The 22,551-nt window shown below is 63.7% G+C and carries 27 protein-coding genes and 1 pseudogene; 17 read left to right on the top strand and 11 right to left on the bottom strand.

The window, feature by feature from the left end:
- Window positions 1–84: 84 nt before the first annotated feature.
- The 4 genes from ASE60_RS24245 to ASE60_RS24230 form a co-directional block, all read right to left on the bottom strand.
- On the bottom strand, window positions 85–300 hold the full coding sequence (locus ASE60_RS24245; protein WP_057253754.1) for a hypothetical protein: 216 nt from the start codon (window positions 298–300) through the stop codon (window positions 85–87).
- A gap of 54 nt (window positions 301–354) precedes the next feature.
- Window positions 355–1,404, bottom strand: coding sequence for an MBL fold metallo-hydrolase (locus ASE60_RS24240; protein WP_057253752.1), 1,050 nt, complete (start codon window positions 1,402–1,404; stop codon window positions 355–357).
- Between the two features lie 379 nt (window positions 1,405–1,783).
- Window positions 1,784–2,446 carry a peroxiredoxin gene (locus tag ASE60_RS24235; protein WP_057253750.1) on the bottom strand — a complete coding sequence of 221 codons (663 nt, stop codon included), beginning with the start codon at window positions 2,444–2,446 and terminating at the stop codon, window positions 1,784–1,786.
- Between the two features lie 518 nt (window positions 2,447–2,964).
- Window positions 2,965–3,402: a cytochrome c gene (locus ASE60_RS24230; RefSeq protein ID WP_057254405.1), complete on the bottom strand. Its 438-nt coding sequence runs from the start codon at window positions 3,400–3,402 to the stop codon at window positions 2,965–2,967.
- 461 nt (window positions 3,403–3,863) lie between these two features.
- Between ASE60_RS24230 and ASE60_RS34820 the strand changes: the two genes are divergently transcribed.
- From ASE60_RS34820 to ASE60_RS34815, 3 genes and pseudogenes are all read left to right on the top strand, one after another.
- Window positions 3,864–4,004 carry a hypothetical protein gene (locus tag ASE60_RS34820; protein WP_156414712.1) on the top strand — a complete coding sequence of 47 codons (141 nt, stop codon included), beginning with the start codon at window positions 3,864–3,866 and terminating at the stop codon, window positions 4,002–4,004.
- A 38-nt stretch (window positions 4,005–4,042) separates the two neighbouring features.
- Complete coding sequence (locus tag ASE60_RS24225) at window positions 4,043–4,951, top strand: IS110 family transposase (protein ID WP_057253748.1); 909 nt, start codon at window positions 4,043–4,045, stop codon at window positions 4,949–4,951.
- 17 nt (window positions 4,952–4,968) lie between these two features.
- Window positions 4,969–5,196, top strand: a pseudogene (locus tag ASE60_RS34815) (transposase); the annotation flags it as partial.
- A gap of 30 nt (window positions 5,197–5,226) precedes the next feature.
- Here ASE60_RS34815 and ASE60_RS24220 read toward each other — a convergent pair.
- From ASE60_RS24220 to ASE60_RS24205, 4 genes are all read right to left on the bottom strand, one after another.
- Window positions 5,227–6,210 (bottom strand): threo-3-hydroxy-L-aspartate ammonia-lyase, encoded by a 984-nt coding sequence (locus ASE60_RS24220; RefSeq protein WP_057253746.1) that lies wholly within the window; start codon window positions 6,208–6,210, stop codon window positions 5,227–5,229.
- 71 nt (window positions 6,211–6,281) lie between these two features.
- Window positions 6,282–6,686 (bottom strand): hypothetical protein, encoded by a 405-nt coding sequence (locus ASE60_RS24215; RefSeq protein ID WP_200964200.1) that lies wholly within the window; start codon window positions 6,684–6,686, stop codon window positions 6,282–6,284.
- Between the two features lie 292 nt (window positions 6,687–6,978).
- Complete coding sequence (locus ASE60_RS24210) at window positions 6,979–7,662, bottom strand: redoxin domain-containing protein (protein WP_057253744.1); 684 nt, start codon at window positions 7,660–7,662, stop codon at window positions 6,979–6,981.
- A gap of 170 nt (window positions 7,663–7,832) precedes the next feature.
- Window positions 7,833–9,317: a PLP-dependent aminotransferase family protein gene (locus ASE60_RS24205; RefSeq protein ID WP_244495690.1), complete on the bottom strand. Its 1,485-nt coding sequence runs from the start codon at window positions 9,315–9,317 to the stop codon at window positions 7,833–7,835.
- Window positions 9,318–9,404: 87 nt separating this feature from the next.
- Between ASE60_RS24205 and ASE60_RS24200 the strand changes: the two genes are divergently transcribed.
- The 13 genes from ASE60_RS24200 to ASE60_RS24145 all read left to right on the top strand — a co-directional run bounded on the left by ASE60_RS24200 (window position 9,405) and on the right by ASE60_RS24145 (window position 18,262).
- Window positions 9,405–10,028 (top strand): FMN-binding negative transcriptional regulator, encoded by a 624-nt coding sequence (locus ASE60_RS24200; protein WP_057253740.1) that lies wholly within the window; start codon window positions 9,405–9,407, stop codon window positions 10,026–10,028.
- A gap of 117 nt (window positions 10,029–10,145) precedes the next feature.
- On the top strand, window positions 10,146–10,778 hold the full coding sequence (locus ASE60_RS24195; protein WP_057253739.1) for a LysE family translocator: 633 nt from the start codon (window positions 10,146–10,148) through the stop codon (window positions 10,776–10,778).
- Between the two features lie 96 nt (window positions 10,779–10,874).
- The gene (locus ASE60_RS24190) at window positions 10,875–12,461 is read left to right on the top strand and encodes an acetolactate synthase large subunit (protein ID WP_057253737.1); all 1,587 of its coding nucleotides are present in this window, start codon (window positions 10,875–10,877) and stop codon (window positions 12,459–12,461) included.
- Window positions 12,462–12,743: 282 nt separating this feature from the next.
- Entirely contained in the window at window positions 12,744–12,986 is a 243-nt protein-coding gene (locus ASE60_RS24185) for a helix-turn-helix domain-containing protein (RefSeq protein WP_057253735.1), read from the top strand.
- 497 nt (window positions 12,987–13,483) lie between these two features.
- Window positions 13,484–13,693 carry a cold-shock protein gene (locus ASE60_RS24180; RefSeq protein WP_057253733.1) on the top strand — a complete coding sequence of 70 codons (210 nt, stop codon included), beginning with the start codon at window positions 13,484–13,486 and terminating at the stop codon, window positions 13,691–13,693.
- 119 nt (window positions 13,694–13,812) lie between these two features.
- On the top strand, window positions 13,813–14,085 hold the full coding sequence (locus tag ASE60_RS24175; RefSeq protein WP_057253730.1) for a hypothetical protein: 273 nt from the start codon (window positions 13,813–13,815) through the stop codon (window positions 14,083–14,085).
- A gap of 45 nt (window positions 14,086–14,130) precedes the next feature.
- Window positions 14,131–14,370, top strand: a complete 240-nt coding sequence (gene rpsU, locus ASE60_RS24170; RefSeq protein ID WP_057253728.1) for a 30S ribosomal protein S21 — start codon at window positions 14,131–14,133, stop codon at window positions 14,368–14,370.
- Window positions 14,371–14,413: 43 nt separating this feature from the next.
- On the top strand, window positions 14,414–14,635 hold the full coding sequence (locus ASE60_RS24165) for a hypothetical protein (RefSeq protein WP_057253726.1): 222 nt from the start codon (window positions 14,414–14,416) through the stop codon (window positions 14,633–14,635).
- 260 nt (window positions 14,636–14,895) lie between these two features.
- A complete protein-coding gene (locus tag ASE60_RS34810) occupies window positions 14,896–15,294 on the top strand; it encodes a hypothetical protein (RefSeq protein ID WP_156414711.1) in 399 nt (132 codons plus the stop codon).
- 379 nt (window positions 15,295–15,673) lie between these two features.
- Window positions 15,674–15,796, top strand: coding sequence for a hypothetical protein (locus ASE60_RS36070; RefSeq protein WP_255571031.1), 123 nt, complete (start codon window positions 15,674–15,676; stop codon window positions 15,794–15,796).
- A gap of 169 nt (window positions 15,797–15,965) precedes the next feature.
- Window positions 15,966–16,880 carry a pyridoxal-phosphate dependent enzyme gene (locus ASE60_RS24155; RefSeq protein ID WP_057253723.1) on the top strand — a complete coding sequence of 305 codons (915 nt, stop codon included), beginning with the start codon at window positions 15,966–15,968 and terminating at the stop codon, window positions 16,878–16,880.
- Between the two features lie 147 nt (window positions 16,881–17,027).
- A complete protein-coding gene (locus ASE60_RS24150; RefSeq protein ID WP_057253721.1) occupies window positions 17,028–17,801 on the top strand; it encodes a TIGR01458 family HAD-type hydrolase in 774 nt (257 codons plus the stop codon).
- Between the two features lie 236 nt (window positions 17,802–18,037).
- The gene (locus tag ASE60_RS24145) at window positions 18,038–18,262 is read left to right on the top strand and encodes a hypothetical protein (protein WP_057253719.1); all 225 of its coding nucleotides are present in this window, start codon (window positions 18,038–18,040) and stop codon (window positions 18,260–18,262) included.
- A 374-nt stretch (window positions 18,263–18,636) separates the two neighbouring features.
- Here ASE60_RS24145 and ilvC read toward each other — a convergent pair whose 3' ends face one another.
- Together ilvC and ASE60_RS24135 are read right to left on the bottom strand one after the other, a co-directional pair.
- Complete coding sequence (ilvC, locus tag ASE60_RS24140; RefSeq protein WP_057253717.1) at window positions 18,637–19,656, bottom strand: ketol-acid reductoisomerase; 1,020 nt, start codon at window positions 19,654–19,656, stop codon at window positions 18,637–18,639.
- Between the two features lie 165 nt (window positions 19,657–19,821).
- Window positions 19,822–20,469 (bottom strand): TetR/AcrR family transcriptional regulator C-terminal domain-containing protein, encoded by a 648-nt coding sequence (locus tag ASE60_RS24135; protein WP_057253715.1) that lies wholly within the window; start codon window positions 20,467–20,469, stop codon window positions 19,822–19,824.
- Between the two features lie 222 nt (window positions 20,470–20,691).
- On the opposite strand from ASE60_RS24135, the gene ASE60_RS24130 reads away from it, so the two are divergent.
- Window positions 20,692–21,270, top strand: a complete 579-nt coding sequence (locus tag ASE60_RS24130) for a hypothetical protein (RefSeq protein ID WP_057253712.1) — start codon at window positions 20,692–20,694, stop codon at window positions 21,268–21,270.
- Window positions 21,271–21,607: 337 nt separating this feature from the next.
- On the opposite strand, the gene ASE60_RS24125 is transcribed toward ASE60_RS24130, so the two are convergent.
- On the bottom strand, window positions 21,608–22,456 hold the full coding sequence (locus ASE60_RS24125; protein WP_057253710.1) for a LysR family transcriptional regulator: 849 nt from the start codon (window positions 22,454–22,456) through the stop codon (window positions 21,608–21,610).
- Window positions 22,457–22,551: the final 95 nt, after the last annotated feature.

The raw sequence follows: 22,551 nt of genomic DNA, 5'->3' as shown, positions 1-22,551 counted from the left end.
AGTCGAGACGTGAATGCTTGAGGATTTGCAACCGAAAATGTCGGATTCGTGGCTGTTGCCCACAGCCGCCGCTGCCAGCGGGTGCTACCAGTTGCCCGGATCAGCACTGTGATCGATGCTGGCGAATTCGTCGGCCTTTTCCCGGTCGAGCGTCAGGCTGGTGGCTTTCTTCGCCGCATCGGTGACGGCGTAGGTGAGCGGCGCCGGCTCGCGCGTCAGATACTGGTACATCAGAAGTGCTGCTTCCTCGGCGCTATCGGCCTCGAACTCTCTGACAACGCTGACGGAAAACTTGTGCATGGCCGGCCCCTGCTCTTTGAACGCACCTATGAGATGGCGCGCCCGCGCCCGGCGTCAATGCGTCACGGGCCCATCCGCCTTCTTCCAGGCGGCGATGCCGCCCTCGATATGGCAGGCGCTCGCGATGCCGGCTTGCTGTGCCGCCTCGACAGCCATCGCCGAACGCTCGCCATAGGCGCAGTAGAAGACGATGCGTTTGCCGGTCGCCTCCGCCAGTTCATGCAGCACGCCGCCGGTCGCGATGTTCTGCTCGAGATCCGGATAGGGCGCGTGCAGCGAGCCGGGAATGACCCCGTGCTTTTCCCGCTCGGCCTTCTCCCGGAGATCGACCAGCGCGATCTTCGCCCGGCCGCAGAGCGCCAGCGCCTCCTTGGCCGAAAGCGCCCAGCCACGCCGCGCGATCTCGTCCTGGTGCAGGCCGATATGGACGTTGGCCGGCACCGCCACATCCATCATCTTCGGGTTCGGCAGCTTGAGGTTGTTCATCAGGTCGACATATTCGTCGACGGATTTCACCCTGAGACGTGGATTGAAGTGCTTCTCTTCGCCGATGGTCGAAACCGTGTCGCCCTTGTAGTCGTGCGCCGGGTAGACGAGCGTCTCGTCCGGCAGCTTCAGGAGCTTGTTGAAGATCGAGTCATATTGCTGGCGCGGGTCGCCGTTCTGGAAATCCGTGCGCCCGGTGCCGCGGATCAAGAGCGTGTCGCCGGTAAAGACCCGCCGCCCCATGTCACCGCCCATCAGGAAGGAATAGGAATCGTCGGTATGGCCGGGCGTATAGAGCACGTCGAGGCTTAGACCCTCGATCGACACCCGGTCGCCCTCCGCAACCCGCATGGAAACGACGTCGGCCGCCGTCTGCTCGCCCATCACGGTGATGCAATGGGTCTGGTCGCGCAGCGCCCCGAGGCCGGTGATGTGATCGGCATGGAGATGGGTGTCCACGGCCTTGACCAGCCGGAGGTCGAGTTCGCGGACGAGCTGCAGGTAGCGCTCGACCTTTTCCAGCACCGGATCGATGATCAGCGCCTCGCCGCCCTGGCGGCTGGCGATCAGGTAGGTGTAGGTGCCGGACACGCTGTCGAACAATTGACGGAAGATCATCGGCGGCTCCTTGCATCGAGGCGTCATGCAACAGACGGCGGCCCGCCCCTCATCCGCACGGTGAGGGGATGCGCCCCTCATCCGCCTGCCGGCACCTTCTCCCCGCAAGCGGGGCGAAGGGACGTTGCCGGACGCCCGAGTTTGCCCTCTCCCCGTGCGGGGGGAGCTAAGCTTGCACCCACGACCGCGCCAGCCGCAACCTCCAAACGTTGGAGGAGGCGAAGAGCCGAGCGGGTACCGCATGTCTCCTTCTCCCCGCCTGCGGGGAGAAGGTGCCGGCAGGCGGATGAGGGGCATTTCCCTCACCGCGCGGATGAGGGGCAATTCCCTCACTGCGCGGATGAGGGGCACTTCCCTCACCCTTTGCCGATGCGACGCCTCAGCCCTTCGGCTGCGGCACGATGCGGATATAGGGCTTCGGAGCCTTCCAGCCTTCCGGATAGACCTTGCGGGCGTCCTCGTCGCTGACCGAACCGGCGATGATGACGTCGTCGCCCTGCTTCCAGTTCACTGGCGTCGCCACCTTGTGCTTGGCGGTCAGCTGCAGCGAGTCGATGACGCGCAGCACCTCGTCGAAGTTGCGGCCGGTGGTCATCGGATAGATGAGGACGAGTTTGATCTTCTTGTCCGGACCGATGACGAAGACGTTGCGCACCGTCTGGTTGTCGGCTGGCGTGCGCTTGGTCGGGTCGCCGGAAACAGGCGCCGGCAGCATGCCGTAGAGCTTCGAGACGGTGTAGTCGACGTCGGCGATCATCGGGAAGTTCGGCGCATGGCCCTGCGTTTCCTCGATGTCGGCGGCCCAGCCGGCATGCCGGTCGAGCGGATCGACGGAGAGGCCGATGATCTTGACGCCGCGCCGGTCGAATTCCGGCTTGATGCGCGCCATGTAGCCGAGCTCGGTGGTGCAGACGGGCGTGTAGTCCTTGGGGTGCGAGAACAGGACCGCCCAGGAGTCGCCGATCCAGTCGTGAAACCGGATGGTGCCATCGGTCGTTCCGACCTCGAAGTCCGGTGCGAGGTCATTGATTGCAAGCGTCACGATACCCTCCAATGTGTGTGTGCGCCGCGCCCGCCGGGCGCGATGGGAGCACTCTATTTTCTTGACAGCGCCGCGTCCGGCAAGGCGCCCAACGGCCGCTGCAATCCTCTGCTTTCGTCCATTGTTTACGCTCCGGCGACAACCGTCCGGAGGAAAAATTCCTTTAGAAAATCAAATCATTACGGCAGCCTTGGAGCACACCGGGAAGCCCGGCGCCAAGGCGCGATGCCCAGTGTGCCACTTTTGCCGCTTAAGGCAACCGGAAAGACGCAGCCATTGCAACCGGCCGGATCGAGGCTTGCATCATCGATCGTCGGTCGCCGCGGCAAGCCAGCCACGCGTCGAAATGTTGTCGCAACGTCAGCCTCGCCGCTGCACGCGTGTGCAGACGCGCCAAGCGCCATTGATCTTATCCTTGGCTATTCGACAATGCGGACATCGCTCGCCGGTTTCATCCGCCAATGCCGGAAGGTTCGCATCCGACGGGCGACTTGAGCAGGCTCGTATGCCTGTCGCTGCTACTCTTTCTTCATTCGGAATTTCTCGTGACAGCTGCCGCAATTCGTGGTTACCGCGTTGAACTGCGTCTTAAATGCTTCGAGATCCTGCGGATTGGCAGCGACGGCAGCGGCCGCATCCACCCGGAATTTCTCGGCAGCCGCCTTGAACGCGGTCATATCTTGCCAAATTGCCGGCAAGGCGGCCGTGTCTCCGGTTTCGCTGCCGGCGGGAAACAAGACGTCCACGTCGAATTTTTCTGCGTTCTCGCTAAGGCCCTTGAGGGCGGTCATGGCAACGGCAGCGTCAAACGGCTTTTCTCCCTTGACCATGGGAGCGACGGTGCCGACCAGTCTACCGCGCTCCTTCATGATAGCCTTGCGATCTGCAATTGGATCAGCGAAGGCGCTGGAGCCCGTAAGCGCGAGTGCGGCGATGGCAAGAATGAGCGTTCTCATGAGCAAACCCTCTAGATTGCGGTTGAGCGGCATGACGAAACCCAACCAAAATACACGCAAAAAATTCACCCCCCCAATTCACGCTTTCGTGTTGTTCTGGTTTGGAATTTCGCAATTCCGGAAGGAAAACCGCTGCAAACTTTCCCTGGAATTGCTTGTCTTATGACATTGGCTGCCGAACAGGTCAGAAMGGAACCGCTGCGGGAGGGTCGCCGCCCTCCCGCAGCGGCGAGGGTCGGATCGTTGGAATTGCGGACCTTTTGATGGGTCGAGCTAGAGTCGGATCGCCNGGAACCGCTGCGGGAGGGTCGCCGCCCTCCCGCAGCGGCGAGGGTCGGATCGTTGGAATTGCGGACCTTTTGATGGGTCGAGCTAGAGTCGGATCGCCCTCGTCTTTCCCTTGAGGCCTGAACGGATACCCGGAGTTCGGCTCCGGATGACAAGCACAGGACAAGCGAAAGATGATGAACGATAGCATCGGGGTCGACATCTCGAAAGACCATCTCGACGTCCACAGGCTGAGCGACGGTGTGAGCCGGCGCTTCGCCAACGACAGCCGTGGCCATAGGACATTGATCGGCTGGCTGGAGGGGATGTGGTGAGGAAGCCGAAAAGCTCATATTCGCGCTCACCATAGNACATCTCGAAAGACCATCTCGACGTCCACAGGCTGAGCGACGGTGTGAGCCGGCGCTTCGCCAACGACAGCCGTGGCCATAGGACATTGATCGGCTGGTTGGAGCGGCCTGGGCTGCGTATCGTCTGCGAGCCGACAGGCCCCTATCATCGGGMCCTTGAGCACAGGCTGGCAGAGGCGGGCTTCGCGCKGGTCAAGGTCAATCCGCGTCAGGCGCGGCGATTTGCCGAGGCCACCGGCAGGCTCGCCAAGACCGACCGGYTGGATGCTGCGATGCTCGCCCGCATGGGGGCGTTGCTCGAACTTCAGGCGCGGCCGGCGCGAGGCCCGACCCTCAACGATCTCAAGGACCTGCRCATGGCCCGCGAGGCATTGGTGAAGAACCGAACGGCSGCCAGGAACAGGGCGAAAAACCTGACCTTGCCGATCCTCAAGCGCCACAACGCCGAACAGCTCAGGCAGATCGAGCGCCAGATCGCGGCCCTCGAAAACGAGATCATGGCGCTCATCAAGGTCGATCCCGACCTCGCACGACGCTTCGACATYCTCGTCTCGATCCCGGGCGTGTCAGCAATCACCGCCTTCGCGCTTCTCATCGACATGCCCGAACTCGGTACACTCGACCAGGCCCAGGWCGCTTCCCTCGCCGGCCTCGCTCCGGTCGCTCGCCAGTCCGGACAGTGGATCGGCCGCGCCTTCATCCGCGGCGGCCGGGCCAATGTCCGACGAGCACTCTACATGCCCGCGCTCGTCGCCATCCGCTTCAATCCCGACCTCAAGGCCAAATACGACCGGCTCAAGGCCGCCGGAAAAGCCTCAAAACTCGCCATTACCGCCGTCATGCGAAAGCTCATCATCATCGCAAACGCATTGCTCAGGGATGGCCGCATATGGGAACCAACCCGTACTTGACCAACACGGATACTCTNCGGCCGCGCCTTCATCCGCGGCGGCCGGGCCAATGTCCGACGAGCACTCTACATGCCCGCGCTCGTCGCCATCCGCTTCAATCCCGACCTCAAGGCCAAGTACGACCGGCTCAAGGCCGCCGGAAAAGCCTCAAAACTCTCGCCATTACCGCCGTCATGCGAAAGCTCATCATCATCGCAAACGCATTGCTCAGGGATGGCCGCATATGGGAACCAACCCGTACTTGACCAACACGGATACTCTGGGACCGCCGCTCTCTACTGCAGCAGCGCACAGAACGTCGCGAGATCGACATTGCCGCCACTGATCACGATGCCCACTCTTTGCCCGGCGCAGGGAAGCACGCCCTGCAGCACGGCGGCCGCCGCCAGGCATCCGGTCGGCTCCACGATCATCTTCATGCGCTCGGCGAAGAAGCGCATGGTCTCCACGAGTTGGGCGTCGCTCACCGTGACGATCTCGCGGACACCGCGCTTGAGGATCGGGAAATTGTGTTCGCCGATATGATTGGTGAGCGCCCCGTCGGCGATCGATTTCGGCACCGGGATATGGACGATCTCGCCCTTCCTGAGCGACTGCTGGCCGTCATTGCCAGCCTCCGGCTCGACGCCGACGACGACCGCGCCCGGCGAACGCTCCTGGGCGCTGAGTGCCGTGCCGGCGAGCAGGCCCCCGCCGCCGAGCGGCGTGACGATCAGGTCGAGTTCGCCCACCTCCTCGATCAGTTCCAGCACCGCCGTGCCCTGCCCGGCGATCACATCAGGATGGTCGAAGGGCGGGATGAGGACGGCATCGCGCTCGGCCGCCAGCTTCGCGCTGATCGCCGACCGGTCCTCGGTGTAGCGGTCATAGAACACGACATCGGCGCCATAGCCGCGGGTCGCCGCCACCTTCATTTCGGGCGCATCCTTCGGCATCACGATCGTCGCGGCAACACCCTGCAGCCGTGCGGCATAGGCGATCGCCTGCGCATGATTGCCGGAGGAGAAGGCGACGACGCCGCGCTTCTGGCCGCCTTCCTGCAAGGCGGCGATCGCATTGTAGGCACCGCGGAATTTGAAGGCGCCGGCGCGCTGGAAATTTTCCGCCTTGAAGAAAAGCCGCGCGCCGGTGGCGGCATCGGCTGTACGCGAGGTCAGCACCGGCGTTCGATGCGCCATGCCGGCGATGCGGTCCCGTGCCGCCTGCACGTCGTCGAAAGTTGGAAGGCGCAATGCCGCCTCTGCCGCTGAAACTGCCATGAGCCTCTCCCTGAGCTTGCCACTTCCGAGGCTATTGAATGCGGTCCTGCAAGGCAAGGATGCCAGCGCGGCTACCCACTGCTGGAAACGACGGTGCGGTAGTGATCGACCGCGAAGCTGAAAAGCACCTTCAGCATGAACAGGGCCGACACCGCCGCCATCGCCGGCGTCAAGCCCGGCAACAGCGGCAAGCCAGTGAGGCCGACCGCCAGCAGCAGCCCGCCGACAAAGGTCTGTGCGGCGCGTCCCGCAAGCAGATTGACGACCGCGGCCACAGCGATCGTATAGGCCCAGACGGCGACCGCAGCACCGAGCCCGGTGCCGACGAGCAGCGCGACGATGACCACATGGAAGTGGATCGCGATGAAGATCCAGCGATTGCGCGGCCGCGCCGCGTAGAAGTCGAGGGCGTGAAGTTGGCGATGCAGCCGGCGGCGATATCGAGGACGAGGACAAGCGCCAGTGCCGCCCGCCACCAGGCAAGGCCTGCCAGCATCTGGCCCGCCGACAGGGCAAAGGTGGCCGCAACACCGACACCGAACAGGAGGATCGCCAGCAGATAGGCCGGCGGCTGCTATTCACCGAACATGTCGTGAAGCTGGGGATGTATGCGAAGAGATCTCATGAAGGCCACACCGCCACACTGAAGAGTTGGCCACTGTGAGCAGACCCGGCCAGGGCGCAAGCAGCTAACCGTAACGCGCGGCCGGTTGCGACCTTGGCCTGCACCCTGTTTGCAGGCCCCGGCTTGCAAGCCGGTTGCCCGTACTAGGTTGCGACCCTCTTGACGGCCGTCATGATCTCCGCGGCGCTCGGGAACACGCCCAGTTCGTCGGGGCCGAAGCGCGCCTCGATCTCGCTCCAGCTGATGATGCCGGCTGCATCGACCAGGAAGTGGCCGACCAGTTGCGTGCCGTGTTCGGCAAAGATGCGCAGATCGGTCTCGTCCGGCTCGAAGCCTTCGCGTGCATTGAGCAGCTTATTGGCCTGCATCGGATGCATCGGTTCGGCGAGCTCGCCTGTCGGGTTGATGCGCGCTGCGGCGAAATCGGCAGGCCGCGTGCGATGGGGCCATTGCGGCGTCTCCGTACTTTCGGGCGGAAGCAGCGCGGCCTGTGGCGCGCCGAAATCCCTGTGCGTCTGGCAGTCCGGATCCGCAAGGACCGTGACCGGCGTCGGCTGGAAGCGGAAATAGAGGCGCGCCCGTTCGACAGGAGTATTGACCACCGCCAGCGTTTCCACGCCGACGGCGCGCAATGCCGGCTCGACGGAGGAAAACTGCCGCATCTGGCGCCGGCAGAACGGGCAGTGCAGGCCGCGGAACAGGCCAATCAGAAACGGCCGGCCGCGAAGGCTCGCAAGCGAAACCGGATCGTCCCGATTGGCGCTTGCAAGCTCGAAGGCGGGTGCGGGTTGTCCCGGCTGCAACGGCTGCACTCTCCGGTCTGCCATCTGCTCCCCCAGTCGACGCCCCTGCGCCGCTCCGTCCCTGCCCGTGATTTTCGCTCCCATTGCCGCCCGCCCCGAGGCCGGGCCATGGCGGAAGATAGCCCCACCCTATCACAGGTGGACGCACGGCCCACGCCGAATGGTGATCTGCATGGCGTTTTGTGCCGCCGGTGCTAATCGAGCCAATCACCCAGCAGCTTCGCGAGCGCCGCGACACCCTGACCGATCTGCGGCACTTCGAGGCTTGCGTAGCCCATGACGATGCCGGCGCGGTCCGGCCGGTGACCGGCTTCATCGGCGCCGTAGAGGGGCGAGATCGGATAAAGGCCGATGCCCGCTGCCCGCGCCCGCGCGATCAGTTCGCCTTCCTGCGTCCGGTCCAGCCGCTCGAACCAGACGACGACGTGCAATCCGGCATCGGCGCCCGATATCGTCACCTCGTCGCCGAGTTCCGCCTTGAGCGCCGCGAGCAGCGCCTCGCGGCGGCGGCCATTGCTGCGCCGGCTCCTGCGGATGTGGCGTTCATAGGCCCCGCTTGCAATCATCGTCGCCAGCGCTTCCTGCTCGAGGCTGGGCGAATGCCGGTCGACGAGTTGCTTGGCGGCGGCGAAGACGGCGCGAAGCGGCGGCGGCACGACGAGATAACCGAGCCGGAGCATCGGCGACAGGCTCTTCGAGATCGTGCCGAGATAGAGGACGTTCTCCGCATGGCCCATCGTCTGCAGCGGCGGGATCGGGCGGATATCGTAGCGATACTCGCCATCGTAATCGTCTTCGATCACGTAGGCGCCGCTGCGTTGCGACCAGGCGAGAAGCTCCTGCCGGCGCCGGGCCGATAGCACGCCGCCGAGCGGAAACTGATGCGAGGGCGTGACATAGGCGAGCCTGACGGCGTCAAGCCCCGCGAGCGCCTCGGTCCGCAGCCCCTCCCCGTCGACGGCAATCGGAACCACCTCAGCACCGGCGGCCGCAAACACCCGGCGCGCCATGACGTAGCCGGGATCCTCGATCGCAACGCGGTCGCCGGGGTCGACGAGCACGCGGGCGGCAAGATCCAGTCCCTGCTGCGAACCGTTGACGATGATGATCTGGTCCGGCGCACATCTGAGCCCGCGTGCCCGCCAGAGATAGGCCTGAAGGGCTGCCCGCAGCTCCGCCGAGCCGCCGGGGTCGTCATAGGCGAGCCGCGGCTGGCGCCGCCGAAGTGCGGCGTTGACCGACCGGCGCCAGGCTTCCGCCGGGAAATCGGCGGCCGACAGGTCGCCGTAGCGAAAATCGGCGATCAACCCACCGGACTGCGGCGGCACCCAGGTCGGCCCGTCGCCAAGGGCCGCTCCAAAGCGCGACAGGCGAACAGGGGCTGCCGGTCTCGGCGCAGGCCGGAAAGTCGTCCCTGCGGGGCGTGGCTTGACACCCTCATGCGCATGCAGCAGCGCCACCCTTGAAGGCGCGCCCTGCCGGCTCTCCAGAAACCCCTCGGAAAGAAGCTGCTCATAGGCCGCAGTCACGGTGGTGCGCGAGACGCCGAGCTCGGCCGCCAGCGCCCGCGTCGATGGCAGCCGATCCTCAGGACCATAGGTGCCGCCGAGGATCTGCGCCTTCAGCGCTTCGTAGATACGCCGGGTGGTCCCGCCCCTCGCCTCGTTGCTCTCCGTCACCAACTGGCCCACTCATTTATACGGAAACTGGATATTCGTTCTGGTCCAGTTTGCCTCTATGAAGTGGCAAGCACAAGGAGCGAGATCATGTACACACCCGCAGCCTTCAAGAAGGAAACACTGAGCGTGCTGCACGCGATCATCGAGGCCGCATCGCTTTCCACTTTCGTCACCGCCACGGCCGATGGCCTGCTGGCCACGCCGCTGCCGCTGCTGCTTGATCGCGACGAAGGCCCCCATGGCACGCTCTACGGCCACCTCGCCCGCGCCAACCCGCAAGGGACGACCGCGCCGATCGGCGCGGCCATGGCGACCTTCATGGGGCCGGACGCCTATGTCACCCCCTCCTGGTACGCCTCCAAGCGCGAGCACGGAAAGGTCGTGCCGACCTGGAACTATTCGGCCGTGCATGCCTATGGCGAGGTCGAGTTCTTTACCGACGAGGACCGGCTTCTCGATGTCGTCACCCGCCTGACCAATCGTCACGAGGCGGCGCGTGCCGAACCCTGGCAGGTGAGCGACGCGCCACCCGCCTTCGTCAAGGCCCAGCTTCGCGGCATCATCGGTCTGCGGCTGCCGATCGACCGCCTCGACGGCAAGCGCAAGTTCAGTCAGAACCGCAGCATTGAAGATCGTCAGGGCGTGGCCGCAGGGCTCGCAGCCAGCGCGCGGCCCGAGGATCGCCTCGTCTCCGGGGAGATACCGGTCTGACGCTCAACGGGCGCCTCGTCTAGCATCTCACCCGATGGATGAGACGTTCCGATTTTCCGTCAACTTTCCCGCGCAAGACCTTAGAACGACTCCGCGCATCAGCAGACGAGGTATCCCATGCCGTCGCTCGACATTCTCCTCACCTTCTTCGTCACCACGGCGATCTTCGCCTATATTCCGGGACCGGCGATGCTCTACGCCGCTGCGCAGACGATGGCGCGCGGCCGCTTTGCCGGGCTGATGGCCTCGCTCGGCATCCATCTCGGTGGTTACGTGCATGTCCTTGCGGCCGCCGCCGGTCTCTCGATCCTGTTCCATGCGGTGCCGACGCTCTATCTCGCGGTGAAGCTAGCCGGTGCCGCCTATCTCGTCTGGCTGGGCTTCACGCTGATGCGTGCCAAGGCGAGCGGCGATGGCCACCTGCCCGCGGTCGAGGCGAAATCGGCCCGCCGCGCCTTCTTCGAAAGCATCACCGTCGAGGTTCTGAACCCGAAGACCGCGATCTTCTTCGTCGCCTTCCTGCCGCAGTTCACCGATGCCTCCGCCGCCTTCCCGGTGTGGGTGCAGTTTCTGCTGCTCGGCACCGTCGTCAACCTGATGTTCTCCTCCGCCGATCTCGTCTGCGTGTTTCTCGCCGATGCCGTCGTCGTCAAGATGCGCCGCTCCACCCGGGCACAGCGCCTGCTGCAGCGCGCCGGCGGCACGGTGCTGATCGGGCTCGGCGCCCATCTCGCCTGGCAGCGGACGTAACCCCACTTGGGCGGCGCATCGAGCGCCGCCGCAAGCCTACCTTGCACCCGCATCACTTGCAGCTATCATGCGTGAACGCCATCGGGGGACACGCGCATGGGAGAAGGCGGCCAACCTATTCGCACCACAGGTGCGGACATCCTCGTCGATACACTTCTGGCAAACGATGTGAATGTCTGTTTTGCCAATCCCGGCACGTCGGAAATGCACTTCGTCGCCGCCCTTGATCGCAAGCCGGAGATGCGCTGTATTCTCGGCCTCTCCGAAGGCGTCGTCACCGGTGCGGCCGATGGCTATGCGCGCATGACGGGTCGCCCGGCGTCGACCCTGCTCCACACCGGTCCCGGCCTCGCCAACAGCCTTGCCAACCTGCACAATGCGCGGCGCGCCCGCACGCCTGTCATCAACGTCGTCGGCGACCATGCCTCCTACCATCTTGCGCTCGATGCCCCGCTGACCAGCGATATCGAGGGCCTGGCCCGCCCGATGTCGAACTGGGTGCGGCGGGTGCAAGATCCCTCCGACGTGAGGCCGACGGCGGCGGCCGCCTATCGCGCGTCGTTGACGCCACCGGGCGTTGCCACCATGATCCTGCCGGCAGACGCGTCCTGGGGCGCGCTTTCCACCGACGCGCCTGCGCAAAAGGTGCTTGTCGAAGCCCCGCGGCCGGCAAGTGCGGAGACGGTCCGCGAGGTGGCCCGCCTCGTCCGAGCAAACCCGGAAGGGGTCGCCATGGTCTTAAGCGGCGCCGCCGCAAGGGCCGAGAGCCTCGCCATCGCCGGGCGGATCGCGGCAGCCTGCAACGTCCAGCTTTTCAACGAAGTGCTTGTCGCCCACACCCAGCGCGGCCGCGGGCGGGTGGCGCCGCGGCGCATCCCCTACCCGATCGACATGGCGCTCGAAACGCTCCGCGACGTCAAGGTTCTGATCCTCGTCGGCGGACCGGAGCCGGTGGCTTTCTTCGCCTATCCCGGAAAGCCCGGCCGACTGGTGCCGGAAGGCTGCGCGGTGGTCACGCTTGCCCGCCATGGTGAAGACCTGAAGGGAACGCTCGAAGCGCTGCGCGACGAACTCGGCATCAGCCCGTCCCACCCTCTGCCGACACCGAGCGTCCCCACAGACGAAGGCGAACCTTCGGGCGCGCTGACGGAAGACGCAATCGCCGTCATCGTCGCCCATAAGGTGCCCGAAAATGCGATCGTCTGCGACGAGGCGGCCACTTCGGCCCGGCGTTACTTCGCACTTTCGGCCTTCTCTGCGCCGCACGACTTCCTCATGCAGACCGGCGGCGCGATCGGCGAAGGCATCCCGCTTTCCACCGGTGCCGCGATCGCCTGTCCCGACCGCAAGGTGATCTGCCTGCAGGCCGATGGCTGCGCCATGTACAATATTCAGGGCCTGTGGACGCAGGCGCGCGAAAACCTCGACATCGTCACCGTCATCTTTTCCAACCGTACCTACGCCATCTTGCATGCCGAAATGCGCAATGTCGGCGTCGAAGAGATCGGGACGAACGCGCGCCGCATGCTGAACCTCGACAACCCCGCGCTCGACTGGGTTTCGCTCGCCCGCGGCTTCGGCGTCGAGGCGGCCGTCGCGACCTCCTGCGAAGCCTTCGCCGCGCTCTTCGATGCCGCGCTGTCGCGGCGTGGACCCTTTCTGATCGAGGCTCGCCTTGTGTGAAATTCCCTGCCGTTTTTGCACTGCGTCGAGCACCGGCGCGTCGTAGAGATGATGCTCCTGACCGATGGGATTTACCGGCCTCCGGGCGCGGAAATCACAGGATAAACAATTGATTTAAATAGGCATTTCACAAAAATTCGACCGCAAACTTGCGCCCGGAAACTTCTCGCTTATATTAGCGGCGCCCTAGGTTCGCGCTCATCTGTCCGAGTCGCATTTCAGTTTTGGGCCCCCTTCAACCGACAATGTTCTTTGTCGGTGGACCAACGAAGGAGACACTTCATGTCCTTTAAGAAAGACCTAACCAAGGCCCCCGGCGCATCTCTGTCCCGCGTCAATATCGGAGCCGCCATCAAGCATTCGCGTGAAACCGCCGGCTATACGGTCGACGATCTCTCGGTCACGACTGGCCTGACGGAAGTTGAAATCTCAAAGATCGAGCTTGGCGCCGATACCGATCCCGCCAAGCTGCAGCGCATCGCCGCCGCATTGCAGGTCTCGCCGCAGACCTTTACAAGCGCCTGACAAGCGGGGGCGGTGCGCCGAAGACAGCGCGCCGCCGCCTTCTACCTTCGCGCCTCCTGTCGCGACCGGCCGCTTTGGTCGAAATGGCCAGCGACAGCCCGCTTGCCGATCCAAGAATCCGCTTGCCCGCCCTCAAAGCAGCGCCTGCCTTTTCATTCAGCAGCTATGCGTCCGGAGCACCGCGCAACGCCGGGTCGCGGCGTGGCTCACGCGCACAGCGTCTGGCTCTCGAGAAGCCGTATCAGCTTGAATAACAAGAAAAATAAATGGACGAAAAACCCGCCATTTCAGGCCTTTGCAGATGTTTTCGCGATCGCTCAAAATCAAATAATTTAATATTTTCATTGAGTTTCAAAAAGTATCGTCTATATATCACCTCATCGAATATTGCTTGTGACCTTTGACACGGCGCTTCCGCGCGGCCAGATCTCCTCTCAAATATCGATCACCGCCAGAGAAATATTTCTGGTAAATTCAGCGATTGAAAGGAAATCGTCATGGCTTCAGGCACGGTAAAATGGTTCAACGGCACCAAGGGCTTCGGCTTCATTCAGCCCGACGACGGCAGCACGGACGTGTTTGTACACATCTCCGCGGTCGAACGGGCTGGCATGCGCTCGCTCAACGAAGGTCAGAAAGTGACCTTTGACGTTGTTGCCGACCGCAGAACGGGCAAGAGCTCGGCCGACAATCTCAGGGCCGAATAATTTGTCATTCGCCCTCCTCTGACCACGGATGTACTGGCAGGGAGGCGCTTGAATGACGGGAAGAGGTCGGGGAACAACCCGGCCTTTTTGCGTCTCAGGGCCCTTTTCAGGAGACCACCATGAGCCGCAAAACCTATGAGATTGGCGACAAGGTCACGCTGAGGGCGAGTGCCGCTCAGTCGACCTTGAACAGCCGTCTTGGTCTGATCGTCGGCCTTTTGCCCAATGATCGTGGCGAGGCGCGCTTTCGCGTAAGGGTCGAAGGCGAGACGTTCGAACGCTGCGTGCTGGAGACTGACATCGAGCATGCCGAGACTTCGAAAGAGGACGCCCCCCAGGCGGCCATCACCGGGCCCTGGCTCAAAAAATTGAGCACCAAACCCGGCAGATAACCGCGGCTACAGGGAAAGCCGCGACCGACAACAGGAGAACATCTTTTGCAGGTACTCGTTAGGGACAATAACATCGACCAGGCCTTGCGCATCTTGAAGAAGAAGATGCAGCGCGAGGGTCTGTTCCGTGAATTCAAGGCGCGCAGCAGCTACGAGAAACCTTCGGAAAAGCGCGTCCGCGAAAAGGCAGAAGCGGTACGGCGCCAGCGCAAGCTGCAGCGCAAGAAGCTCCAGCGCGAAGGCCTGCTGCCGGGACCCAAGAAGGCAGCGCGACCTTCGCGCTGAGGCTTGGGGTCGGCAAAAATCCGCCCGTTTCAGGAGACAGGTCATGACGCCACACCCCAACACGGCATTTAAACCGGCCAAGACCTCCGCGAGCGAGAAGGCCTCCGCCACCGATCACACGGCGAGAGCAATCGTTGCTGCCGAAAAGATCGCCCGCGACAAGAAGACCGAGAAGCTCAAGGCCCAGCGCCTTGAGCGCGCCGCCGCCGAACCGCCTGCGGAGGTGCCCGCAAGCAAACCATCCCGAAAATCGCGCCGGCCGTAATATCGACTGAAACCGAACGCGCAAGCCCGGACATGGGAATAAGGACTTGCGCAAGCACCGACAGCGCCGCGCGTCTTATCAGACGCGCAAAGGTCGCCGTAGACTTTGACTTGCTGCAAGTCTTCGTCCTTAAATCGAGATCGATTGAAGGAGACATGCAGTAGGAGAGAATTGTCGGAGAGTCCTTTGTGCGTTCAGATGAACGTACGGCGCCCTGGACGCGCCGAAAACGACGTTTCCCGTCAACAGGAGGTGGCTTCATGTCACCCGCTCAGCGGCATCCATTGGCTCCCTCCGACCTGGCAATGCTCGATGGCGTGTTGCGGCGCGCGGGCTTTCATCAGCGCGTCGACCTTGACGATCAAGACAGCCTTCGCCTTGCCGCCGTCTTCCTTGTCAGAAGGTTCCAGGCGGGCGTTACCACCGCGGATATCCTGCTTGCTGAACTGCAGAACCGGGATGGGCTGCGCACCCCGCGGCAGATTGAAACCGCAAATCTCGAACAGTGGGAAAACGACGGCGGCGCGCCGCAAAGACCCAGCGCGATTACCCGCTACACCGGTGCCCGACGCCTCCCCTGGCCGGGCGCGATATCGCCCCTGAACCCGACACCCCGTCCCGGCAAGCGCCCGAAATCCGGCAAGGTCCCGAAATCCTGATAGGCCCGAAATCCGGACAGGCCCGTAACCCGGACAGGCCATGAGTGCCGGAACGTCGAAGGGATGCCCTTCGAAGGGGATCTCCCTTGTGCTGGACACATTTGAGGCGCATGGTTCGACGATCGACACTGGCCGACTTGGCATATCGCGGTGGGGGGCTCCCGACCGCCAATTTCCTCCTTTATCGACAGCAGTACGTCCGCGACGTTGCGCGGAGGCGAGAGGCAACCGTGAGCCGAACGGGTGTGTACCGGGTGTGTTCGGGGGCTGAGCAGACATTCTCGCCACAGCCAATTTACGGGCGCTACATTTTACGGGCGCCGCATTGCGCTTGAACGAACGGCGAGGAGCCGCAGATCCCTTACGATTGGACGAACACATGTTCCAGACGCTCACACACAGACTTCGCCGATACGACTATACTCTGGCAGCCATCAAGGCATCGCTCGTCCTGTCCCTGCTCTTCATCACGCTCATGACATTGAGCGGCCTTCTCTGGTGACGGGCGCGGTAGACCCATCGTATCCCACGACAGGACACGGCCATCCGCGACTGCACACCTCCCCGTGTTGCGTTGAACTAGCGATCAGGGGAGAATTGCTTCAAGATTCTCCCGCAGGAGCCATTGCAACAAACCGGCCTCCAGCACCGCGCGCTCAACGGAACATCCCATGGCACTTCACCTCGAAACTCCCCTCCTTGAATCCCGCCCGCTAAGCCTCGCGTCCGATTGCTCCATCTGGCTGAAGATGGAGGCGCTGCAGCCGCCCGGTTCGTTCAAGATCCGCGGCGTTGGTGCTGCCTGCGAGCACCATGCGCGAAACGGCAAGCGGCGTTTCGTCTCCTCCTCCGGCGGCAATGCCGGCATGGCGGTTGCCTATGCCGGCCGCCAGCTCTCAATCCCCGTCTCCGTCTTCGTTCCCGAAACGACCACCGAACGGGCAAAGGCGCTTATCCGCCAGGAAGGCGCCGAGGTGATCGTCCACGGCGCCGCTTGGGATGAAGCGAATGCCCGCGCGCTCGCATCCGCCGATGCCGAGACCGCTTTCATCCATCCCTTCGACGATCCGCTGCTGTGGGCCGGGCACGCGACGATGATCGACGAGGTCGTCAAGGCCGGCCTCGCCTTCGATGCTGTCGTGCTCTCTGTCGGCGGCGGCGGGCTGCTGTCGGGCGTCGCCGAGGGACTGGAGCGCAACGGGCTCCGGGAAATTCCTATTGTCACCGCGGAGACCGAAGGCACCGCGTCCTACCTCGCCTCCGTCAAGGCGGGAGAGCTGGTGGAGCTTCCCTCGATCAGCGGCGTCGCCACTTCGCTCGGCGCCCGAAAGGTCTGCAAGCGTGCCTTCGAGATCAGCCAGATCCGGCCGGTCGAATGCGTCGTCGTCAGCGACCAGTCGGCGGTCGACGCCTGCACCCGCTTCCTCGACGACCACCGCGTGCTGGTGGAACCCGCCTGCGGCGCCGCCCTGGCCATCGCCTACGAGCACGCCGATCAACTCCTGCGCTTCGAGCGCGTGCTGATGATCGTCTGCGGCGGGGCGACGACGACGGTGGAACGGCTGCAGGCCTGGCAGGCAGTCTGACCTTTGGGCGGCACCGCCGCCCCTTCCCGCGTGCAGTGGGAAGACAGCAGCCAGTCCCCAAGGTGCCGGCGCGATAGGCGCGGACCGATTGGGAGGCGTCCGCCGCCCAACGTTGACCATGGTCTGGCGCTCAGGCAGTCTCTTGCCATGGCAAGAGGCGTGCTGCTCGATCTCTCCGGCGTGCTCTATGACGGCGACACGGTGTTGCCGGGTGCCATCGCGGCGGTGCTGCGGCTGCGCGCAGCTCGCCTCCCCGTCCGCTTCCTGACCAACACCACCCGCCAGTCGAAACGCCAGATCGTCGCTCACCTGCAGCGCCTTGGCTTCGATTGCGCTGCCGACGAGGTGTTCACGCCGGTTGCCGCCGCGCGCGCCTGGCTCAAGGCGAACAGCCACCAGCCGCACCTGCTCATTCATCCCGCGCTTGAGGAAGACTTCGCCGATTGCCGCATGGACGGCCCCGTCGCCGTCGTGCTTGGCGATGCCGCGGAGCGCTTCAGCTATGAGGGCCTCAACGCCGCGTTTCGCGCCCTGATGGCTGGCTCGCCGCTGCTGGCGCTCGCCCGCAACCGGTTCTTCCGTGATCGCGACGGCGAGCTGAGCCTCGATGCCGGCCCCTTTGTCGAGGCGCTGGAACATGCGAGCGGTATCAAGGCGAAGCTCTTCGGCAAACCCTCTGCCGATTTCTTCCTGGCAGCAGCAGCGAGCATGGGCCTTGACCCGGCCGATTTGGCCATGATCGGCGACGATGCCGAAAGCGATACCGCCGGTGCGCTTGCCGCCGGGATCGGCACCGCGATCCTCGTGCGCAGCGGCAAATATCGCGATGGCGATGAGCAGCGTTTCCAGCCGGCGCCTTCGGCGGTTGTCGACGACATTACGGCCGCCTGCGATCTCATCCTGGCGGCGCAGCGGGACTGACACCCGAGGTACAGCGCCGCGCGTCTTATCAGACGCGCAAAGGTCGCTGCAGCACTTTGATTTGCTGCATGTCTTTGTCCCTTAATCGAAGCCGATTAAAGGAGACATGCGGTAGCCGAAACGGAACGGCCCTCTCTTCGGACCTCCTCGCTCCTGGCCCCTGGCGATTACGCATACGCGAACTTATATGCTGAAGTGAACCATAGATTGTTCTGCTCTCAGCCAGGAAGGCAAGCATGCGCGAGACGTTCCTGTTTATCGTTCGGGTCACAGTCGTCTGTGCGGCGACCGCCTTCGGGGCCCTGCTCGGCTGGCAAGGTCACGGCTGGGACGGAGCGCTCGGTTTCGGCGTGGTCGGCTTCGGCGCCGGTTCGGCCTTTGTCGCCTTCCCTGGCTTTTGGCTGGACCTGCTTGGGAGTCTCTGTTTGGATCTACTTCGGTTTCTCTGGGAAGTCGTCTAGGGCGCCGTGCGTTCAGATGATCGCACCAATCACGCTCGAGTGCTTTGGTTCTACAGCGCCGCGCGTCTTATCAGACGCGCAAAGGTCGCTGTAGCACTTTGAAGTGCTGCATGTTTTTGTCCTTTAACCGGCCACGATTAAAGGAAACATGCAGTAGCCCATCTTTCTGTCTCAACTGGTTTCACTTCAGGCAGGATGCTCCAGGCCGACTGCTTGCATCTTGCCGCCGCACGCCGTCAGGCTGCCACCCGTCTGCCTCGACCAATCTCGCGCCGATCCGGCAGCAATGACGCGGTTTTGCAAATGGCCTGCCCACGTCACGAAAAAAGCCGGGGCACTGCCCCGGCTTCCTTCATTCAATCGTTCGATAAGGCTTAGTTCTTCGCCTTGTCGACCAGCTTGTTCTTGCCGATCCAGGGCATCATGCCGCGCAGCTTGGCGCCGACTTCCTCGATCTGGTGGCTGTCGTTGACGCGGCGGATGCCCTTGAAGCGGGCCGCACCCGACTTGTATTCCTGCATCCACTCCGAGGTGAACTTGCCGGTCTGGATGTCGGTGAGGACGCGCTTCATTTCGGCCTTGGTTTCTGCCGTGATGATGCGCGGGCCGGTGACGTATTCGCCCCACTCGGCCGTGTTCGAGATCGAGTAGTTCATGTTGGCGATGCCGCCTTCATAGATCAGGTCGACGATCAGCTTCACTTCGTGCAGGCACTCGAAATAGGCCATTTCCGGAGCGTAACCGGCTTCAACCAGCGTTTCGAAACCGGCGCGGATGAGTTCGACGAGACCGCCGCAGAGAACGACCTGTTCGCCGAAGAGGTCGGTTTCGCACTCTTCCTTGAAGTTGGTTTCGATGATGCCCGAACGGCCGCCGCCGACGCCGCAGGCGTAGGAGAGCGCGAGGTCGAGAGCGTTGCCCGAAGCGTCCTGGTGAACGGCAACGAGGCAGGGAACGCCGCCGCCCTTCTGGTATTCGCCGCGAACCGTGTGGCCCGGGCCCTTCGGCGCGATCATGACGACATCGAGCGAAGCCTTCGGCTCGATCAGGCCGAAGTGAACGTTAAGGCCGTGGGCGAACGCGATCGCAGCGCCGTCACGGATGTTGCCGGCGATGTCGGCCTTGTAGATTTCGGCCTGCAGTTCGTCCGGGGTTGCCATCATGATGAGGTCGGCCCACTTGGCGGCTTCCGCAACCGACAGAACCGAGAGACCGTCGGCCTCGACCTTGGCAGCCGTTGCCGAACCCGGCTTCAGCGCGATGCGGATTTCCTTGGCGCCGGAATCTTTCAGGTTCAGCGCATGGGCGCGGCCCTGGCTGCCGTAGCCGACGATGGCGACCTTCTTCGACTTGATCAGGTTGATATCGGCATCACGATCGTAATAGACGCGCATTTTAGTGGTCCTTCCCGTTGTTGTCAGTTGTCTCCGCTACATGGCTCAGGAACCATGCAGCAATTCCTTGTGCTGCAGCGACCTTTGCGCTTCTTGCGAAGCGCGGCGCTGCCATTCCTTGTGCTGCAGCGACCTTTGCGCTTCTCACGAAGCGCGGCGCTGCAGTTACCTTTTCGTGCCGTAAAGCGCGAGGAAGGCTGAAACCGCCTGCTCCGCCTTGCGGCTGAAACTCTTCTTCATCTCGCCGGCCTCTTCGCCGAGCAGCATCTTCAGATGCCAGTCGGAGACAACAAGCCCGTAGAGCGCACCATAGGCCTCGTCGGCGTCGTCGAAGGTCAGCAGCCCCGCCTTGCGCCCGGCTTCGAGCAGTGCGGCCGCACGGCGGCCGATCTGCCGGCGCCCGCGCTCCTGCAGCATATGGCCGAGCTTGGAGCCGTCGCGGCTCGCCTGGCCGATCGCCAGCCGGTTCAGCGCCAGCGACACGTCGCCCGCGAGCACCTCGAGCAGGTCCTTGGCAAACACGATCAGATGACGCTCAAGGCTCTCGGCATCGAGCGCCCTGGCGGCGACGTCCTGGGTGCGCACCTTACTCGCCTGGAAACCGATCATCGCCGAGATCAGCCCGTCGCGATCGCCGAACCACTTGTAGAGGCTTTCCTTGGAGCAATTGGCAGCGCGCGCGATGCCGGCCGTCGTCAGCGCCTTTTCGCCGCCATCGACCAGAAGACGCAATGCCTGTTCGAGAACGGCGCCCTGACGTTCCGTCAGCCCCTCCCCGGCATTCGCCTCCCTTATCGCCGCAGTCATCTGCACGTCGCCTCGCTCCCGATCAGTACCGTACGGTACGGTTCGCACTCTTCTAGTGAAGCGCCCCGGAGGCGTCAAGACGATTCTCACAACGGGGCGAAATTTCGGCGGTGACGGCGAAAGGCGGAGCCCATAGGTTTCGAGCCGACTGAACGAGATCGACCTGCCACCGCCCAAATGGGCTGATCACGGCAAGATCGATCACTCGATATCGATGGAGTTCAACGCATGCAGCAACCGCCCCTGGGTCTTCTGATTGGAGGAAGTTCGCACGTCGGCAAGTCGACATTGGCTAGCGCTCTGGCAAGCTCTCTCGGTCGCGAGCTGATCTCGACGGACAATCTGGGCCGCCATCCCGGCAGGCCGTGGCCATCGGTCCGCCCGCAAGTCGCCGAATATTATGCCAGCCTGTCCGACGAGACCATTCATTGGTTCCTGAAGGTTCACCATGAGAATATGTGGCCGCGCATCCGCCAGATCATCGAAAGCCATCGGCAACTGGCAAAGCCGTTCGTGCTGGAGGGCGCCGCGCTTAGACCGGAATATGTGGCTCAACTCGAACACGGTGAAGTCCTCCCTCTTTTCCTCTACGCGGATAACGATTTCCTGCGTCGGCGCATGTTGGAAGAACCCCGCCGCGGTAATGCGGACAAGCCGGAGGCCGCAATAATCGATAAATTCATCGAGCGCTCGATCCGCGAGAACAGAGACATGCTGGAGGCCGCCCGGGCCGCCAACATCCGCTGTGTCGACGTCGCGGCTCCGGGGGCGCTCGACGCTCTGGTACGGGAGTTTTCGGCGGATTGATCGATCACCGCCGACGATCGCCTGTCATGCGTGGTTTTGGTGCTCTCCTGGTTCAACGACGGCGCCCCTCATCCGCGCGGTGAGGGAATTGCCCCTCATCCGCCTGCCGGCACCTTCTCCCCGCAAGCGGGGCGAAGGAAGCGTGCGGCGCCCGCTCGCCCCAACAATAAGCGCCCCCGATTCCCCGCTAAGGCTCCGTTCTACGTCGACGTTTCTCCGACAGCTGCTCCTCAGTGGTGGGCAGCCGTCGCCCGCGTCCCCTCTCCCCGCCTGCGGGGAGAGGGCTAGGGTGAGGGGCAGAACCGAACGCAGCTTGGATCCGTGTGAACGAACCCGACTACCTCCACCCGCGCACCGCCTCCTCGATGAAAGCCGCCACCGCCGCCACGCTCGGCACGCGCGCCCTCTCCGGATGCATCATCAGGAAGACCGGACGCTCGGCTGTCGTCTCCGGTTCGTCCACCGCCTCGAAGCGCGGGTCGCGCATGGCCGAAACCTCCGGCAGCATCAGTTCGGCGCCGAGCGAAAGCGCCGCCTCCATCAGGATTTCCAGCTTGTCGGCGGTCAGCGCCACGCGCGCATCCGGCCGCAGCCGGTTAAGCGCCTGCATCTCCGGCACGTGGGCGAGCCCCGGACCGTAGCGCACGACCGGGCAAGGCCCCGTCCCCAGCCCCTTTGGCCGGAAAAGCCGGAAGCGAAGCGTGCCGAGGCTTTTCACCCGCACCGAATCCTCGCCCGTGCGCGCCATGCGGATGGCGATATCGGCCTCGCGCCGCTCAATGCTCAGCATCTGGTTGTCGGCAACGAGATCAAGGGTGAGGCCCGGATGCCGCTGCTCAAGGCGCGCAAGCGACGGCGCCAGGATGGCGCTCAGCACGAAGCCGATGCTTGTCACCCGTACCTGGCCCTTCAATTCCGCCGTCCGCCGCAAAAGCGTCGCGAGCGCCAGCGACGCTTCTTCGGAGATCGTCCGCAACCGCTCGACAACAGGGGCAAGCACCGGCGTCGGCGTCAGCCGGCCGTCGATGCGGTCGAAGAGTGCTGCCCCCACCCGCCGCTCCAGCGCTGCGAGCCTGCGCGAAACCGTCGTCTGGTCGACGCCGAGCGAACGGGCGGCCTGGCTGAGCGTCGCGCCGCGCACCAGATGATCCAGCAGCTCGAGATCTGCCCACGTCCCTGCATTCATGCAGATCATCCTCCGAAAACTTCGGGTCACTCTGCATCAATGCAGTCGCTAAGATCAAGCCCATCGACAGACCGCTTTGACGACCCGGTTCACAA

This window comes from Ensifer sp. Root278 (assembly GCF_001429285.1).
GTDB lineage: Bacteria > Pseudomonadota > Alphaproteobacteria > Rhizobiales > Rhizobiaceae > Ensifer.
This window is presented reverse-complemented; position numbering and strand designations above follow the sequence as displayed.

Bases quoted from the DNA above. Each gene is read 5' to 3' on its own strand.
- ASE60_RS24245 (WP_057253754.1), bottom strand. From the start codon at position 300: ATGCACAAGTTTTCCGTCAGCGTTGTCAGAGAGTTCGAGGCCGATAGC.
- ASE60_RS24240 (WP_057253752.1), bottom strand. From the start codon at position 1,404: ATGATCTTCCGTCAATTGTTCGACAGCGTGTCCGGCACCTACACCTAC.
- ASE60_RS24230 (WP_057254405.1), bottom strand. From the start codon at position 3,402: ATGAGAACGCTCATTCTTGCCATCGCCGCACTCGCGCTTACGGGCTCC.
- ASE60_RS34820 (WP_156414712.1), top strand. From the start codon at position 3,864: ATGATGAACGATAGCATCGGGGTCGACATCTCGAAAGACCATCTCGAC.
- ASE60_RS24220 (WP_057253746.1), bottom strand. From the start codon at position 6,210: ATGGCAGTTTCAGCGGCAGAGGCGGCATTGCGCCTTCCAACTTTCGAC.
- ASE60_RS24210 (WP_057253744.1), bottom strand. From the start codon at position 7,662: ATGGCAGACCGGAGAGTGCAGCCGTTGCAGCCGGGACAACCCGCACCC.
- ASE60_RS24200 (WP_057253740.1), top strand. From the start codon at position 9,405: ATGTACACACCCGCAGCCTTCAAGAAGGAAACACTGAGCGTGCTGCAC.
- ASE60_RS24195 (WP_057253739.1), top strand. From the start codon at position 10,146: ATGCCGTCGCTCGACATTCTCCTCACCTTCTTCGTCACCACGGCGATC.
- ASE60_RS24190 (WP_057253737.1), top strand. From the start codon at position 10,875: ATGGGAGAAGGCGGCCAACCTATTCGCACCACAGGTGCGGACATCCTC.
- ASE60_RS24185 (WP_057253735.1), top strand. From the start codon at position 12,744: ATGTCCTTTAAGAAAGACCTAACCAAGGCCCCCGGCGCATCTCTGTCC.
- ASE60_RS24180 (WP_057253733.1), top strand. From the start codon at position 13,484: ATGGCTTCAGGCACGGTAAAATGGTTCAACGGCACCAAGGGCTTCGGC.
- ASE60_RS24175 (WP_057253730.1), top strand. From the start codon at position 13,813: ATGAGCCGCAAAACCTATGAGATTGGCGACAAGGTCACGCTGAGGGCG.
- ASE60_RS24165 (WP_057253726.1), top strand. From the start codon at position 14,414: ATGACGCCACACCCCAACACGGCATTTAAACCGGCCAAGACCTCCGCG.
- ASE60_RS34810 (WP_156414711.1), top strand. From the start codon at position 14,896: ATGTCACCCGCTCAGCGGCATCCATTGGCTCCCTCCGACCTGGCAATG.
- ASE60_RS36070 (WP_255571031.1), top strand. From the start codon at position 15,674: ATGTTCCAGACGCTCACACACAGACTTCGCCGATACGACTATACTCTG.
- ASE60_RS24155 (WP_057253723.1), top strand. From the start codon at position 15,966: ATGGCACTTCACCTCGAAACTCCCCTCCTTGAATCCCGCCCGCTAAGC.
- ASE60_RS24150 (WP_057253721.1), top strand. From the start codon at position 17,028: ATGGCAAGAGGCGTGCTGCTCGATCTCTCCGGCGTGCTCTATGACGGC.
- ASE60_RS24145 (WP_057253719.1), top strand. From the start codon at position 18,038: ATGCGCGAGACGTTCCTGTTTATCGTTCGGGTCACAGTCGTCTGTGCG.
- ilvC (WP_057253717.1), bottom strand. From the start codon at position 19,656: ATGCGCGTCTATTACGATCGTGATGCCGATATCAACCTGATCAAGTCG.
- ASE60_RS24130 (WP_057253712.1), top strand. From the start codon at position 20,692: ATGCAGCAACCGCCCCTGGGTCTTCTGATTGGAGGAAGTTCGCACGTC.
- ASE60_RS24125 (WP_057253710.1), bottom strand. From the start codon at position 22,456: ATGAATGCAGGGACGTGGGCAGATCTCGAGCTGCTGGATCATCTGGTG.